9 protein-coding genes are annotated in these 16,021 nt (G+C 65.8%); 8 read left to right on the top strand and 1 reads right to left on the bottom strand.

Annotation, left to right across the window (positions count from 1 at the left end; all coding sequences use genetic code 11):
* Nucleotides 1-14: 14 nt before the first annotated feature.
* Nucleotides 15-4,673: a beta strand repeat-containing protein gene (locus I6H87_RS22230; RefSeq protein ID WP_011616755.1), complete on the top strand. Its 4,659-nt coding sequence runs from the start codon at nt 15-17 to the stop codon at nt 4,671-4,673.
* A gap of 166 nt (nt 4,674-4,839) precedes the next feature.
* Entirely contained in the window at nt 4,840-6,192 is a 1,353-nt protein-coding gene (locus I6H87_RS22235; RefSeq protein WP_011616756.1) for a TolC family outer membrane protein, read from the top strand.
* Between the two features lie 74 nt (nt 6,193-6,266).
* On the opposite strand, the gene I6H87_RS22240 is transcribed toward I6H87_RS22235, so the two are convergent.
* Nucleotides 6,267-7,439, bottom strand: coding sequence for an AraC family transcriptional regulator (locus I6H87_RS22240; protein ID WP_011616757.1), 1,173 nt, complete (start codon nt 7,437-7,439; stop codon nt 6,267-6,269).
* Nucleotides 7,440-7,760: 321 nt separating this feature from the next.
* On the opposite strand from I6H87_RS22240, the gene I6H87_RS22245 reads away from it, so the two are divergent.
* The 6 genes from I6H87_RS22245 to I6H87_RS22270 all read left to right on the top strand — a co-directional run bounded on the left by I6H87_RS22245 (nt 7,761) and on the right by I6H87_RS22270 (nt 16,009).
* Nucleotides 7,761-8,768, top strand: coding sequence for a tripartite tricarboxylate transporter substrate binding protein (locus tag I6H87_RS22245; RefSeq protein WP_011616758.1), 1,008 nt, complete (start codon nt 7,761-7,763; stop codon nt 8,766-8,768).
* Between the two features lie 34 nt (nt 8,769-8,802).
* On the top strand, nt 8,803-10,515 hold the full coding sequence (locus tag I6H87_RS22250) for a long-chain fatty acid--CoA ligase (protein WP_011616759.1): 1,713 nt from the start codon (nt 8,803-8,805) through the stop codon (nt 10,513-10,515).
* A gap of 34 nt (nt 10,516-10,549) precedes the next feature.
* The gene (locus I6H87_RS22255; protein ID WP_011616760.1) at nt 10,550-11,533 is read left to right on the top strand and encodes a Bug family tripartite tricarboxylate transporter substrate binding protein; all 984 of its coding nucleotides are present in this window, start codon (nt 10,550-10,552) and stop codon (nt 11,531-11,533) included.
* 23 nt (nt 11,534-11,556) lie between these two features.
* Nucleotides 11,557-12,336: an enoyl-CoA hydratase/isomerase family protein gene (locus tag I6H87_RS22260; RefSeq protein ID WP_010811720.1), complete on the top strand. Its 780-nt coding sequence runs from the start codon at nt 11,557-11,559 to the stop codon at nt 12,334-12,336.
* A 136-nt stretch (nt 12,337-12,472) separates the two neighbouring features.
* On the top strand, nt 12,473-13,660 hold the full coding sequence (locus I6H87_RS22265; RefSeq protein ID WP_037024190.1) for an acyl-CoA dehydrogenase family protein: 1,188 nt from the start codon (nt 12,473-12,475) through the stop codon (nt 13,658-13,660).
* A gap of 426 nt (nt 13,661-14,086) precedes the next feature.
* Nucleotides 14,087-16,009, top strand: coding sequence for a PrkA family serine protein kinase (locus I6H87_RS22270; protein WP_010811718.1), 1,923 nt, complete (start codon nt 14,087-14,089; stop codon nt 16,007-16,009).
* The last annotated feature ends 12 nt before the right edge of the window (nt 16,010-16,021 follow it).

Raw genomic sequence — 16,021 nt, forward strand, 5'->3', positions numbered from 1 at the left:
GACGGAGAGTGATCATGGCAACCCTGACAGGTAGCAACGGCAGCGACAGCATCAGCGGCACCACGTCCGCCGACACCATCCTGAGCGGCAATGGCAATGACTACGTCAGCGCCGGCGATGGCAACGACTATGTCGATGCCGGCAACGGCGACGATATCGTCGAAGGCGGCAGCGGCGACGACACGCTGCTGGGCGCCAACGGCAAGGACCGGGTCTTCGGCGGGCTCGGCAATGACAACTTGTCGGGTGGCAACGGCACCGACGCGGTCTATGGCGGCGGCGGCGATGACGTGATCGGCAGCATCGACGGCTCGTCGGCGCTTTACACCGGCGACAATGGCGGCGATACGCTGTATGGCGACGGCTATGACAGCTACGCCGACTACCTGCTCGGTGCCGGCCATGAGTCAGCCCGGCCGGGTAACGACCGCATCTATGGCGGCAACGGCGACGACCTGATCTACGGGGACAACGGCAACAATGCCGCCCTGGGCGGCGACGACATCATTGCCGGTGGCAACGGCAAGGACACCATCTACGGTGAAGGCGGCAACGACAAGATCGCCGGCGGGGCAGGCGGCGACACCCTGAGCGGCGGCAGCGGCGCCGACGTCTTTGTCTATAACGCCGTCTCCGACTCCACCGCGGCCGGCATGGATGTGATCACCGACTTCCAGCGCGGCGTGGACCACCTCGACTTGCGGCCCGTGCTGGGCGACACTGGCTTTGAATGGGGTGGCCGCCAGCCCACGGCCCACGGAGCCTGGTTCCAGCAATCGGGGGGCAATACCTATGTCTACGTGGATGTCGACGGCAATCCCGCCACGGCGGAAATGGTCATCAAGCTCAACGGCCTGCACGAACTGACCAAGTCGGACTTCGCTGGCTACGACAACCATGCGCCAACGGCAGTGGCCGATACCCACGCGATCGGCGAGAACAACTCTCCGAACCCGATCACCGGCAATGTGCTGTCGAACGACAGCGACGTCGATGCGGGGAACGTGCTGGCCGTGGCCAATCCCGGCACTTATGCCGGCCAGTACGGCACGCTGACGCTCCACGCCGACGGCAGCTACAGCTATGAGCTGGACAACGGCAATGGCCAGGTGCAGGCATTGCGGCAGGGCCAGCAAGTCCAGGACACGTTCAACTATGAGGTGTCCGACGGGCAGGCCAGCGCGGCTTCATCGCTGAGCATCCGGATTACTGGTGCCAACGATGGAGCCACGATCACGGCCTCGGACAGCGAAGACAAGGCGGTAACCGAGGCTGGCGGCGCAGGCAACACCGACCTCGGCGACGCCTCCGCCAGCGGCAAGCTGACGGTCACTGACGTCGATACCGGTGAAGCGCACTTTGCCGCAGTGCCGCCGGAGAGTCTGGCAGGACAGTACGGCACCTTCAGCTTCGACAGCAACACCGGCGCCTGGAGCTACACGCTCGACAACACCAAGGCCGATGTGCTGATCGCGGGGCAGCAGGTCAGCGATTCGCTGACGGTGTCCTCCGCCGACCAGAGCGCGCAGCAGACCATCAAGGTCGACATCACCGGTGCCAACGACCACGCCACCATCTCGGCCTCGGCCAGTGAGGACAAGGCGGTCACCGAAGCCGGCGGCGCAGGCAACACCGACCTCGGCGACGGCTCCGCCAGCGGCAAGCTGACGGTTACTGACGTCGATGCCGGTGAAGCGCACTTCGCCGCGGTGGCGCCGGACAGCCTGGTCGGGCAGTACGGCACCTTCGCCTTCGACAGCAACACCGGCGCCTGGACCTATACGCTGGACAACACCAAGGCCGATGCGCTGATCGCGGGCCAGCAGGTCAGTGATTCGCTGACGGTGTCCTCCGCCGACCAGACGGCGCAGCAGACCATCAAGGTCGACATCACCGGTGCCAACGACCATGCCACCATCACGTCCTCGGCCAGCGAGGACAAGGTGGTGACCGAGGCTGGCGGCGCAGGCAATGCTGAAACGGGTGACGCCTCCGCCAGCGGCAAGCTGACGGTCACTGACGTCGATACCGGTGAAGCGCACTTTGCCGCAGTGCCGCCGGAGAGTCTGGCAGGACAGTACGGCACCTTCAGCTTCGACAGCAACACCGGCGCCTGGAGCTATACGCTCGACAACACCAAGGCCGATGTGCTGATCGCGGGCCAGCAGGTCAGCGATTCGCTGACGGTGTCCTCCGCCGACCAGAGCGCGCAGCAGACCATCAAGGTCGACATCACCGGTGCCAACGACCACGCCACCATCTCGGCCTCGGCCAGTGAGGACAAGGCGGTCACCGAAGCCGGCGGCGCAGGCAACACCGACCTCGGCGACGCCTCCGCCAGCGGCAAGCTGACGGTTACTGACGTCGATGCCGGTGAAGCGCACTTCGCCGCGGTGGCGCCGGACAGCCTGGTCGGGCAGTACGGCACCTTCACCTTCGACAGCAACACCGGCGCCTGGACCTATACGCTGGACAACACCAAGGCCGATGCGCTGATCGCGGGCCAGCAGGTCAGTGATTCGCTGACGGTGGCTTCGGCCGACCACACGGCGCAGCAGACCATCACCGTCAACATCACCGGCGCAAACGACTACGCTACGATCACGGCTTCAGCCAGCGAGGACACCTCGGTGACCGAAGCCGGCGGGGCAGGAAATGCCATTCCCGGCGACCCCTCCGCCCGCGGCACGTTGACAGTCAACGATGTCGATACCGGCGATGCGCACTTTGCCGCCGTGCCGCCAGCGAGCCTGGTCGGCCAATACGGCGCCTTCACCTTCGATAGCGGCACCGGCGCCTGGACCTACACGCTGGACAACAGCAAGGCGCAGTCCCTCGCCGCGGGCCAGCATGTGACCGACTCGCTGTCCGTACAGTCGGCCGATCTCAGTGCCACCCAGGCGATCACCGTCAACATCACAGGTGCCAACGATGCTGCGGTGAATGCCGTTCCCCTTGCGCAGGTGGTCAACGAAGATACGCCATTGGTGTTCCGTACGGCCAACGGCAATGCACTCAGCATCTCTGACGTGGACAACGCGAGCCACACCGTGACGCTGAGCGCAAGCCACGGCGCGATCACGCTGAATGGCGTTGCCGGGCTGCAGTTCCTGTCGGGCGACGGCACCGCGGACAGCACCATGACATTCACGGGCAGCGATGCGGCAATCAATGCTGCGCTGAATGGAATGAGCTTCCTTGGCGAGAAGGATTATGCGGGCGCCGCGTCGGTGCAGATCCAGACCAGCGATGGCGCTTTGGTCGATACCGATACGGTGGCGATTACGGTCAATCCCGTCAATGACGCGCCGGTGGCAGCCGAGGACGTTGTCTATGTTTCGACTAACACCGACAACATCCTGATTCCGGTGAGCGCGCTGCTCGGCAACGACGTCGATATCGACGGGCGGGCCTTGTCCATAAACCCGCTCAGTCTGACCTCAAGCACGCTTTCCGGCCTGAGGCTTGTCACCGAAAGCAATTACAGCTTCGTCGCGTTCGACAGTCCCAACAGCAAGGGGGTGGCAACCTTCAGCTATACCGTCGAAGACGGGGCAGGTGGCAGCAGCACGGCGACGGTGACCGTCAATGTCGTGGACAAAAACGGCTTTTCGCTTGATCAGGCCAGCTACCAGGCTTCCTATCTGGAGGGTGGCAGCAATCCCGACAGCATGACTGGTGCCGTTGCGGGTGACATCTTCATTGGCGGACGTGGTACCGACATCCTCAACGGCGGGAACGGCGACGACGTCTTGAGAGGGGGCGCCGACAACGACACCCTCAACGGCGGGATCGGCGACGACGTCTTGAGAGGTGGCGCCGACAACGACACCATCGACGGGGGGGTGGGCATAGATATGCTGGATTTCTCCGATGCCACCGGCGCGGTCTCCTTCACGTTGATCCAAAGTAGCACCCTCGTCAAGGTGCTTGTGGGCGCGACGCCCGGACTAGGTACCGACAGCTACGCGAACATGGAGGGCGTGATCGGCTCGGCGTTTGTCGACACGCTGACCGGCAGCTCCGCCAACGACGTCATTCGCGGTGGCGCGGGCGATGACACCATCAACGGCGGCGACGGCATCGACCTGCTTGATTTCTCCGATGCCACCGGCGGGGTTGTGTTCACGCTGACGCAGAGCGGCAGCCCCACCACGGCAGGCCCGGGCGTGACTGGCCTCGGTGCCGACAGCTACAGCAACATGGAAGGCGTCATCGGCTCCGCCTTCAACGACAACCTCACCGGCTCTGCCGGCAACGACGTGCTGCGTGGCGGCGCGGGCAACGACGTGTTGGTCGGAGGCGCCGGCAACGACGTGTTGACCGGCGGCGCCGGCGCCGACACACTGACCGGCGGCAATGGCAGCGACACCTTTCGCTTTCTGCGCGCGGACCCCGCTTCGGTCGACACCATCACCGACTTCGGTGCGGCTCCCGTGGCTTCCGGTGGCGATGTGCTGGATCTTTCCGATCTGCTTTCCGGTGTTGGCGTGAACCCTGCCAACGCGGCGCAGTTCGTCCGCCTTTCGGAGGTGGGTGGCAACACCGTGGTCAGCCTGGATCGTGACGGCAGTGGCACGGCGGCTGCATTCCAGGACGTGGCGGTGCTGCAGGGCGTGGTCGGGCTCGATCTCAACACGCTGTTGAGCAACGGCAATCTCCACACCGCCTGAGGCGGGCGATCGGTGGCGGATTCAGAGAGGGAAATGCAGGGCGGCAGTAAAGCCGGAATCCGGCGCAGTTGAAAACCATAATAAACGGGTGGCGCACCGCTTCCCGTATCGCGCAGGCGCCGGCCAGCGCGATGCGCGGCAGCGGGTGCGCCCGAGCGGGGGAAGCATGACAACGACATGGTGCCGGCTGGCACATGTACTGCTATGGGCCGCCATGGTGGTGCCGCATCACGCGGCAGCCCAGGTGCTGCGCCAGGCAGTCGAGCAAGCCGTGCATACCAATCCCGAAGTGCTGGCGGCGGGCAGCCGCCGGCTGGCCGCGGACGAGGGGCTGACGCAGGCGCGCGCCGGTTACCTGCCGCGGGTCGATGTCAATGCCGCCACCGGTCGCGTACGCCTGGACAGCCACAGCACCCGGCTGATGGGCCTGTCCGACTCTTCCTATGCCAGCCACGCCGCCGGCGTGACGATCTCGCAGATGCTGTTCGACGGCTTTGCCACCAGCAGCGATGTGGAGCGCCAGGGCGCACGGATCGACGGCGCGGCCTATCGGGTCGGCGCGACTGCCGAAGACATCGCGCTGCGCACGGTCGGCGTTTATGTGGAGGTCCTGCGGCGTCAGGAAACCGTGGCCATCGGCCTGGCCAATCTGGAAGCGCACCAGCACATCTATGACCAGATCCGGCTTGGCGCCGACAACGGGGTGCTGCGCCGCGCCGATCTCTATCAGGTCGAAAGCCGCCTGGCGCTGGCCAAGGCCAGCCTGCGGGCGGAGCAGGGCAGCTTGCAGGACGCCATGACAGCCTATTTACGCGTGGTCGGCGCGCCGCCGGAGGTCTTGTCCAGGCCGGACTCGCTGTCGACGCTGCTGCCTGCCACCGAACGGGAGGCGCAGCAGGTGGCAAACGCCAATCACCCCGCGCTGGGTGCCGGGCAGGCCGATATCGCCGAAGCCCAGGCCGGGCGTTCGCTGGCCAAGGCCGCGTTGTGGCCAAGGCTGGATCTCGAGGTCGGCGTGGCGCGCGACCGCGACCGCGTGCTCGGCACCACCGACGAGCGCAGCGTGATGCTGCGCGTGCGCTACAACCTGTTTCGCGGCAACGCCGACAAGGCGCGCATCAACGAGGCCGGCTACCAGGTCCAGGAAGCAGAGCAGAATCTGGACCGTCTGCGCAGACAGGTGCAGGAGGCCGTATCGCAGGCCTATAACGCCCACCTGACGGCGAAGGACCGTCTGGTGAGCCTCAAGCAATACGTGGAGGCCAGCGATGCCACGCGCGTCAGCTACGGCAAGCAATTCCGGATTGGGCAGCGCAGCCTGCTTGACCTGCTGAATGCCGAGAACGAGTACTTCAGCGCCAGCACGGCCTACGTGACCGGCAAGTACAACGAACTGGCCAGCCAGTACCGCATCCTTGCCGGCATGGGCTTGCTATTGGCGACCCTGCAGGTGCCGCCGCCCCAGACGGGGATGGTGCAGGTAGGGCAGCGGGCAGCGCCGCCGGTGGGACAGAGGTAGCGGGGGGACGGTGCCGGGCAAGCCGGCAGCCATGCTTCAGCCGCCGGCCACCGGAGATCCTGACCCGGCCCGCATCAGCGCGGCAAAGCCTCTCCCCGCAATCCCCGCATCCGATACTCTCCCGGCGCCACGCCCGTCCATTTCTTGAAGGCCCGGTGGAACGTGCTCGGTTCTGAGAAGCCAAGCCGCAGCGCCACGTCCTGCAGCGTCATGCCGGGGCGCTCCATCATGCCGATGGCCACGTCACGGCGCAGGCTGTCCTTGATGCTCTGGTAGCCGCTGCCCTCGTCGCGCAGCCGGCGGCGCAGGGTCTGGGGCGTGAGCCGCAGCATCTGCGCCATCTGCTCCAGCGACGGCAGTTCGTCATCCAGGTGGGAGCGCAAGTGCTGCCGGATGCGCTCGGCAAGGCAGCTGTTGTCGCGGTAGCGGATCAGCAGGTTGCGCGGCGTCTCGCGCAGGAACTCGCGCAGGCTGGCGGCGTCCTGCATCACCGGCAGGCGCAGGCTGGCGCCATCGAAATGCAGCACGGAGACAGGCTGGCCGTAATGCACGGCGGCCTTGAAGACGCGCTCGGTCTCGGGGCCGCCCTGCGACGGCGCCGCGCTCAGGTCGACCCGCGCCAGCGGGATATGGCCGGCCACCAGCCAGCTGAGCAGCGCGTAGGCATGGAACACGAAAGTCGATTCGGCAAAGCTGCGGCAGGCCGAGGCCGGCGCACGCGGATGCAGCACCACGGAGGCGGCCTTGCCGTCGGCGCTGACATGCAGGCGTGGCGCGAAGGCGTCGATATGGAGCCGGTACAGCCGCAAGCCGGCTCGGATGGCGTCTTCCAGCGTGGCGCAATGGATCAGGTTGCGGCACGCCTGCGCAAACACGCCCGGGGTCACGGGCCGGTCCAGCAGCCCCCATAGTTCATCGCGCATGACGCGGCGCAGCGTGCGGATCAGCGCCGCGTACTGGCCCTGGGTGACGCGCGCATTGGGCGAGGCCAGCAGCGCCGGCGAAATCCCGGCCCGGCGCAGCAGCGCGGCAATGTCGTGGCCCAGTCGGCGCGGGCCCAGCAGGATGTGATCCACATGCTGGATCGCAATGGTGTGGCGCGCCGAGGCCTGCGGCGCCGTGCCGGCCGGGGCCTCGGTGCGGCCCGGGACACGGCCGTGCCCGGGCGCCGGCGGCAGTGCGCTGCCGGCGAGGTGCAGCTTGCCTGGCACGGGCGGGCGCGGCGATGACAGGACAGCGGTATGCATGGGTCTCCTCATCACGGTGGCGCGTCGGCGCCGGCACCGCGGAACGGCTGGCTCCGCGGGCGTTCCAGGACGTTTCGCCACATCGTCCCGGCACCTTAGCAAGCCGCGGCCGCGCCGCACAATCGGGATTTGCCAAAGGCTGCCTTCCATCTGAGCGATTCGGCCAATCATTTTGGCTTGTCTGGTCATTGTCCACGCACCGCAGCATCGCGCACTCTCCGGCTGATACCGATACAAGGCCGGCGCACCGGCCCGGACGGGACCAGAAACGGAGCAACCACCCGTTCCCCGCCTCAGGAAAAACAATGGAGACAACAACACATGCAGGCAGATCGTCGTAGTGCGCTGTGGCGCTTTGGGGCCGGATTGCTGGCGTGGAGCGGCGTTGCCGCCGGGATGCTGGGGGCGGGCGCCGCGCTCGCGCAGAGCGAATTCCCGGCGCGCACCGTGCGCATGGTCGTGCCCTTCCCGGCAGGTGGCGCCACCGATGTGCTGGCCCGCGCCATTGCCGAAGGGCTGGGCAAGGCCTGGAAGCGCCCGGTGGTGGTGGAAAACCGCCCGGGTGCGAGCGGCATGCTCGGCGCCGAGGTGGTCGCCCGTGCCGAGGCCGACGGCTACACCGCGCTGCTGACGATCACGCCGCTGGTGCAGGCGCCAAGCCTGTATGCCCGGGCGCCCTATGACCCGGTGAAGGATTTCGCCGCGGTGTCCGAGCTCGGCACGACCAACCTGGTGTTCGCCGTCAACAGCAATGCGGTGCCTGCCACCAACCTGAAAGACTTCATCGCGCAGGTTCGCGCCAAGCCGAAGCAGTTCTCCTACGGCTCGTTCGGGGCCGGCTCGAGCGGCCACCTGTACGGCGAGGTCTTCAACGAGGCCGCCAAGATCGACATGCTCCATGTCTCATACAAGGGCGAGGCTCCGGAGCTGAACGACCTGCTGGGCGGCCAGGTGCCGGCGGCGGTGATCTCGGTGATGGGCGCCAAGCCCCACGTCGCCACCGGCCGCCTGCGCGCCCTCGCGGTGACTGGCCCCGCGCGCGCGCCGCAACTGCCGGATGTGCCGACTTTCCGCGAAGCCGGCATTGAAGGCATGGATGCGATGGGCTGGTTCGGGCTGCTGCTGCCGGCCGCCACGCCGCGGCCGATCGTTGAGAAGTTCTCGGCGGACGTCAACCGCGTGCTGGCCCAGCCCGACGTGCGCAAGCGCATGAACGAGCTTGGCGTGATCCTGACCGGCAGCACGCCGGACGCGTTTGCCCAGACCATCCAGGCCGACTATGTCCGCTGGGGCAAGGTGATCCGCACCAGGAACATCCGCCTGGATTAAGCCATTCCCGTTTGACCTGCATCGATTGCTGCATATGAAGCCTGCTACAAGTACCCGCGAGCCGTTCCGCTCCCCCGCCTGGCCGCCCGGCCTGCCGGCCACGCTGCATACGCCTCGCACCAGCCTGTTTTATAACGTCGAGGCGGCGGCGCACCGCTATCCGGACAAGACCGCGATCCAGTATTTCGGCACCGCGATTTCCTACGGCCAGCTGCAGGACGAGATCGAACGGATGGCCGGCTACCTGCAGCAGGCCTGCGGCATCGAGCCGGGCGACCGGGTGCTGCTGTTCAGCCAGAACTGCCCGCAGTTCATCATTGCCTACTACGCGATCCTGCGCGCCGAAGGCGTGGTGGTCCCGGCCAACCCGATGTGGCTGGAGGCCGAACTTGCCCATGTGGTGCAGGACAGCGGCGCGGTCGCCGCCTTTGCCGGCAGCGAGCTGTACCAGCGCGTGGCGCCGCTGCACGGCCCGGCGCTGCGCCATGTGATCCTGCACGACTATGCCGGCATGCTGCGCGACGACGGCGGCCTGGCCGTGCCGGCCTGGCTGCGCGAAGCGCCGCCCGCGCCGCAGGCTGCGCCGTCCGGCGCCATGCCGGTGGCCTGGGACGCGGCCAGCGCCGCCGGGTACCGGCCGCTGCCGCACCAGGCCGGCTACGACACGCTGTGCATGCTGGCCTATACCTCCGGCACCACCGGCCATCCCAAGGGCTGCATGCATAGCCACGGCACGCTGATGACCGCGGCGGCCGGTGCGGTGATCTGGCGCGGCGCCACACCCGAATCCGTGGTGCTGGCCGTGGCGCCGATGTTCCACCTGCTGGGCATGCAGAACTGCATGAACTCGCCGCTCTACCTGGGCGCCACCGTGGTGCTGATGCCGCGCTGGGACCGCGCGCTGGCCGCGGACCTGCTCGAGCGCCACCGCGTCTCGGTCTGGGGGGCGCCGCCGGCGATGATGGTGGACTTCTTCTCGCAGCCGGGAATCGACGCGCGCGACCTGTCGAGCCTGGCCTACGTCGGCGGCGGCGGCGCGGCCATGCCCGAAGCGGTGGCCAATATGCTGCAGGAACGCTTCGGCCTGCCCTACGTCGAGGCCTACGGCATGACCGAGACCGCGGCCTTCATCCTGTCCAACCCGCGCAACCAGCCCAAGCGCGAATGCCTGGGCATCGCCACCTTCGGCGTGGACGCACGCGTGGTCGATCCCGAGACGCTGCAGGAACTGCCTTGCGGCGAGACCGGCGAGATCGTGGTCCACGGCGGCCAGGTGATGCTGGGCTACTGGAACAACCCGGAAGCCAACGCGGCCACCTTCATCGAGCTTGGCGGCAAGCGCTTCCTGCGCACCGGCGACCTCGGCTTCATGGACGAGCAAGGCTACTTCTTCATGCGCGACCGCCTCAAGCGCATGATCAACGCGTCCGGCTACAAGGTCTGGCCGGCCGAGGTGGAGAACCTGCTGTACGGGCACCCGGCCATCCACGAAGCCTGCGTGATCGCCGCCCGCGACCAGCGCCGCGGCGAGACCGTCAAGGCCGTGGTGGCGCTGCGCCCGGAAGCACGCGGCACGGCCGACGCCGACCCCGAACGCATCATGGCCTGGTGCCGCGAGCATATGGCCGCGTACAAGGTGCCGCGCATCGTCGACGTGGTCGATGCGTTGCCCAAGTCGGCCACCGGCAAGATCCTGTGGCGCGCCCTGCAGGAGCGCGAGATGCAGGCGGACCACCCGAGCGCCTGACACCAGCGGCGAATTCAGCAAAGAGAGAGACAGCATGCAGCAAAGCAGACGCAACTGGCTGGCACAGGCCGGCACCCTGGCCGGCGCGGCCATCCTCGGCGGCGCGGGCAGCGCCTTCGCGCAGCAATCGTATCCGAGCAAGCCGATCCGCATGATCGTGCCGTACCCGGCCGGCGGCGGCACCGACACCGTGGGCCGCCTGATCGGCCAGCGCCTGGCCGAAAGCCTGGGCCAGCCGGTGGTGGTCGAAAACAAGCCCGGCGCCAGCGGCATGCTGGGCAACGACACCGTCGCCAAGGCGCCGGCCGACGGCTACACCATCCTGCTGGCGATCACGGCCCTGATCCAGGCGCCGGCCCTGTACAAGCGCACGCCATACGACGTGGCCAGGGACTTCACGCCGGTCTCGCAGATCGCCAAGTCGTCCGACCTGTTCGTGGTGCCCAACCGCGTGCCCGCCAGCAATATGCGCGAGTTCCTGGCGCTGGCCAAGGCGGGCAAGCTCAGCTATGGCTCCTACGGCAACGGCACCTCGTCGCACCTGCACGGCGAGCTGCTCAAGCAGCAGGCAGGCATCGAGCTCGCGCATATCCCTTACAAGGGGGCGGCGCCGCTGATGAGCGACCTGCTCGGCGGCCAGGTGGACAGCGCCTTTGTCGACGTGACCTCGGCCAACGCCTACCTGGGCAGCAACAAGTTCAAGATCCTCGGCATCACCGGCACCCAGCGCTACAAGGCGCTGCCCAATGTGGCGACCTTCACTGAACTGGGCCTGCCGGGGTTCGAGCCCAACGGCTGGTACGGGCTGTTCCTGCCGGCCAATGCGCCCAAGGATGTGACGGCGAAGCTGGCGGCAGAGACCGCGCGCATCGTGCGCCTGCCCGAAGTGACGCAGAAGCTGGCCGGCATGGGCCTGCAGCCGGTCGGGTCCACGCCGCAGGAACTGGCGGCCGTGGTCGCCGGCGACACACCCAAGTGGGCCAGGATCGTGCGCGACGCCAATATCCAGCTCGACTGAAACCCGCCTCCCGGAGCCTACCGATGGAAACCATCCGCTTCGCCGTCGAGGACGGCATCGCCACGCTGACGCTGGACTCGCCGGCGCGCAAGAACGCGCTGTCCTTGCCGATGCGCGACGAGATCGGCGAAGTGATTCGCCGGGTACGCGCCGACGACAGCGTGCGCGCGCTGATCCTGACCGCCGCCGGCACCGATTTCTCGTCGGGCGGCGACATCAGCTCGATGCAGGTCGAGATCAATGCCGAGCAGGGCCGCAAGCGCCTGCACAAGGTGCACGGCTGGCTGGAAGACCTGATCCAGCTCGACGTGCCGGTCATCGCCGCGGTGGACGGCGCGGCCTATGGCGCGGGCTTCAGCCTGGCGCTGACGGCCGACATCATCCTGGCCACGCCGCGCGCGCGCTTCGGGCTCCCGTTCCTGCGCATGGGGCTGGTCCCCGACTGTGGCGTGTTCTACACGCTGCCGCGGATGATCGGCCTGCAGCGGGCCAAGGCGCTGATGTTCTCGATGCGCGAGCTGAACGCCCAGGCCGCGCAAGACCTTGGCATCGTCATGGAAATCGTGCCGGCGGACAGCCTGCAGGAACGTGCGCGGACGCTGGCGCAGGCCTTCACCGAGGCCTCGCCGGTGGCGGTGGGCCTGACCAAGCAGGCGCTGAACGCCTCGCTGAACCAGGACCTGCACACCATGCTGGCGATGGAAGCGGACGGGCAGGGCATTGCCTTCTCCACTGCCTATCGCCGCGAGGCTGCCGACCGCTTCATGGCCAAGCAGCCGCTGCGCTACCGCTGGCCGGACTGAGCGGCGGCGCCGGTCATGCTGCTCCGCAGCATCCGGCTGCCTCGCCAGTCTGTCGTTTACGTATACAGGCGGGTGCTGGCCGGACAGTACCGGTCGCCTGTTCATTTTCTCGTTTACCCTGATACCAGCACACCATATGGGATCCCACGACCAGCACACGGCGCCCGCCGTACGCCAGACCCCCTGGATGACCGAAGACCTGGGGATGTTCCAGGAAACCGTGCGCCGCTTCATCGAGCGCGAACTGGCGCCCAACGAGGCCCGCTGGGCCGACCAGGGCTATATCGACCGCGAGGTCTGGCGCCGCGCCGGCCAGATCGGGCTGCTGTGCGCCAGCATCCCCGAGGAATACGGCGGCGGTGGCGGCACCTTTGCCCACGAGGCCGTCATCACCCAGGAAATGTCGCGCGCCGTCTGCACCAGCCTTGGCAATAATGTGCACAGCGGCATCGTGGCACATTACCTGCTCAACTACGGCACGGAAGCGCAGAAGAAGAAATGGCTGCCGCAAATGGCCAGCGGCGAAATGGTGGCGGCCATTGCCATGTCGGAACCTGGCGCCGGTTCCGACCTCAAAGCGATACGCACCCGCGCGGTGCGCGAACAGACCGAAAACGGAGACTGCTATCGCATAAACGGTGCAAAGACCTTCATCACGAACGGGTATCACGCCGACCTGGTCTGCGTGGTGGCCAAGACCGATCCGGAAGCCGGTTCGCGCGGCGTGTCGCTGGTCATGGTGGAGACGCGCGACCTGCCGGGTTTCCGTCGTGGCCGCATTCTCGAGAAGATCGGGCAGAAAGGGCAAGACACCGCCGAGCTCTTCTTCGACGACGTGCTGGTGCCGTGCGACAACCTGCTGGGCACGCAGGAAGGTCAGGGTTTCTACCAGCTTATGCAGCAGCTGCCGCAAGAGCGCATGATCATTGCGCTCGGGGCCGTGGCGACCATGCAGCGCGCCATCGAGCTGACCACCGAATACGTGCGCGAGCGCAAGGTGTTTGGCCAGCCGCTGGCCGATCTGCAGAACACGCGCTTCAAGCTGGCGGAGTGCAAGACGGTCGCCACCATTGCCGCGACCTTCGTCGACGATTGCATGCTGCGCCTGATGGACGGCAAGCTCGACGCTGCCACGGCCGCCATGGCCAAGTGGTGGTGCACGCAGCAGAACTGCCAGGTCATCGACGAGTGCCTGCAGTTGCACGGCGGCTACGGCTACATGCTTGAATACCCGATCGCGCGTATGTATGCGAATGCACGCGTGAGCAAGATCTTCGGCGGCTCCAACGAGATCATGAAGGAGCTGGTCGCGCGCACGCTTTGACGCGCCTGCTATCAGCAGTGTGCGCGTGCTAGTGCGCGCAAACGCGTAAGAAAATGCGGAAAAACGAAAGCCGACACCAGTGCCGGCCTTCGTGCGTATGGTTACAAAACCGGATGTGCACGGATGGCGGGAAAGGTGTAAGGTGTTTCACAAGCATGGTCAATGGCCCGTCGCGTGCGGGGGCAAGGTCCGAGCGGAATGCAGCCAAAAGCTGAAGCGAATTCATGCAGAAAATGCAGCAACGAAACAGTCGTTGCATCGATGCAAGATTTGTCAACTCGGATTCCACCATCGCCGTTATTTGACTATGATGAAGTAAAGACTTCGCAACATGACAGGTCGCCAGGCCGGGGTGGTGTGCCGCGAACGTTGCGCGAAGCCTTAGGGGTAGCACGCCTCGGACGTGAACTCTGACGGGAGTGAGGTATGGACATTTTTGGCCATTACGCTACGCGCTTCGAAGCTCGCAAGGAAGAGGAATACAGCATCCAGGAGTACCTGGAGATCTGCAAGAAGGATCCGACTGCCTACGCGACTGCTGCAGAGCGCATGCTTGCCGCCATCGGCCAGCCTGAGCTGGTGGATACCCACCATGACCCCAGGCTGTCCCGCCTGTTCTTCAACAAGGTCATCCGCATCTATCCGGCCTTCCGCGACTTCTATGGCATGGAGGACACGATCGAACAGATCGTCTCGTTCTTCAAGCACGCGGCGCAGGGCCTGGAAGAGCGCAAGCAGATCCTCTACCTGCTCGGGCCTCCGGGTGGTGGCAAGTCCTCGCTCGCTGAAAAGCTCAAGGCGCTGATGGAGGAGATCCCCATCTACGCGCTCAAGGGTTCGCCGATCCATGAGTCGCCGCTGGGGCTGTTCGCGCCAGAGGAGGACGGCAAGATCCTGGAAGAGGACTACGGCATTCCGGTCCGGTATCTGAACACCATTGCCTCGCCATGGGCGGTCAAGCGCCTGCACGAGTTCAACGGCGATATCACCAGGTTCCGGGTGGTCAAGCTGCGCCCTTCGGTGCTGTCGCAGATTGCGATCTCGAAGACCGAGCCTGGCGACGAAAACAACCAGGATATTTCCTCGCTGGTCGGCAAGGTCGACATCCGCAAGCTGGAAGATTTTCCGCAGGACGATCCGGACGCGTACTCCTATTCCGGCGGGCTCTGCCTGGCCAACCGCGGCCTGCTCGAGTTCGTTGAAATGTTCAAGGCGCCGATCAAGGTCCTGCACCCGCTGCTGACGGCAACACAGGAAGGCAACTACAAGGGCACCGAAGGCTTCGGCGCGATCCCGTTCGACGGCATCATCCTGGCGCACTCGAACGAGGCCGAGTGGACGACCTTCAAGTCGGACAAGAACAACGAGGCTTTCCTGGACCGGATCTATATCGTCAAGGTGCCGTACGTGCTTCGCGTGTCCGACGAGGTGAAGATCTACGACAAGCTCTTGCGCAGCAGTTCGCTGTCGGCCGCGCCGTGCGCGCCCAACACGCTGAAGATGATGGCGCAGTTCGCGGTGCTTACGCGCATCAAGGAGCCCGAGAACTCCAATGTCTTCTCGAAGATGCGCGTCTATGACGGCGAAAGCCTGAAGGACGTGGATCCGAAAGCGAAGTCGTACCAGGAATACCGCGACTACGCCGGCATCGACGAAGGCATGAACGGGCTGTCGACGCGCTTTGCGTTCAAGGTTCTGTCCAAGGTCTTCAACTTCGACAACACCGAAGTGGCGGCCAACCCGGTGCACCTGCTGTACGTGCTCGAACAGCAGATCGAGCGCGAGCAGTTCCCGCCGGAGCAGGAAGCCAAGCTGCTGTCGTACATCAAGGAGTACCTGACCACTCCGTTCGTGGAGTTCATCGGCAAGGAGATCCAGACCGCCTACCTGGAGTCGTATTCGGAGTATGGGCAGAACATCTTCGACCGCTATGTGGTGTTCGCCGACCTGTGGATCCAGGACCAGGAGTACCGCGATCCCAATACCGGCGAGATCCTCGACCGCAACGCGCTGAACGACGAGCTTGAGAAAGTGGAAAAGCCCGCGGGTATCTCGAACCCGAAGGACTTCCGCAACGAGATCGTCAACTTCGTGCTGCGGGCGCGGGCCAACAACAGTGGCAAGAATCCGGTCTGGACCAGCTATGAAAAGCTGCGGATGGTGATCGAGAAGCGCATGTTCTCCACCACGGAGGACCTGCTGCCGGTGATCTCGTTCAATGCCAAGTCTTCGCGCGAAGACCAGGATAAGCACGAGAACTTCGTCAACCGCATGGTCGAGAAGGGGTACACGCCCAAGCAAGTGAGACTTCTGGTGGAGTGGTATCTGCGCGTAAGAAAGTCATCGTAACGGCGCCGCGGA

Origin of the sequence: Cupriavidus necator (assembly GCF_016127575.1) — a bacterium.
Taxonomy (GTDB): domain Bacteria; phylum Pseudomonadota; class Gammaproteobacteria; order Burkholderiales; family Burkholderiaceae; genus Cupriavidus; species Cupriavidus necator_D.

Excerpts from the sequence above, each read along its gene's own strand:
- I6H87_RS22270 (WP_010811718.1), top strand. The coding sequence starts at position 14,087 with ATGGACATTTTTGGCCATTACGCTACGCGCTTCGAAGCTCGCAAGGAA.
- I6H87_RS22230 (WP_011616755.1), top strand. The coding sequence starts at position 15 with ATGGCAACCCTGACAGGTAGCAACGGCAGCGACAGCATCAGCGGCACC.
- I6H87_RS22245 (WP_011616758.1), top strand. The coding sequence starts at position 7,761 with ATGCAGGCAGATCGTCGTAGTGCGCTGTGGCGCTTTGGGGCCGGATTG.
- I6H87_RS22260 (WP_010811720.1), top strand. The coding sequence starts at position 11,557 with ATGGAAACCATCCGCTTCGCCGTCGAGGACGGCATCGCCACGCTGACG.
- I6H87_RS22240 (WP_011616757.1), bottom strand. The coding sequence starts at position 7,439 with ATGCATACCGCTGTCCTGTCATCGCCGCGCCCGCCCGTGCCAGGCAAG.
- I6H87_RS22255 (WP_011616760.1), top strand. The coding sequence starts at position 10,550 with ATGCAGCAAAGCAGACGCAACTGGCTGGCACAGGCCGGCACCCTGGCC.
- I6H87_RS22235 (WP_011616756.1), top strand. The coding sequence starts at position 4,840 with ATGACAACGACATGGTGCCGGCTGGCACATGTACTGCTATGGGCCGCC.
- I6H87_RS22250 (WP_011616759.1), top strand. The coding sequence starts at position 8,803 with ATGAAGCCTGCTACAAGTACCCGCGAGCCGTTCCGCTCCCCCGCCTGG.
- I6H87_RS22265 (WP_037024190.1), top strand. The coding sequence starts at position 12,473 with ATGGGATCCCACGACCAGCACACGGCGCCCGCCGTACGCCAGACCCCC.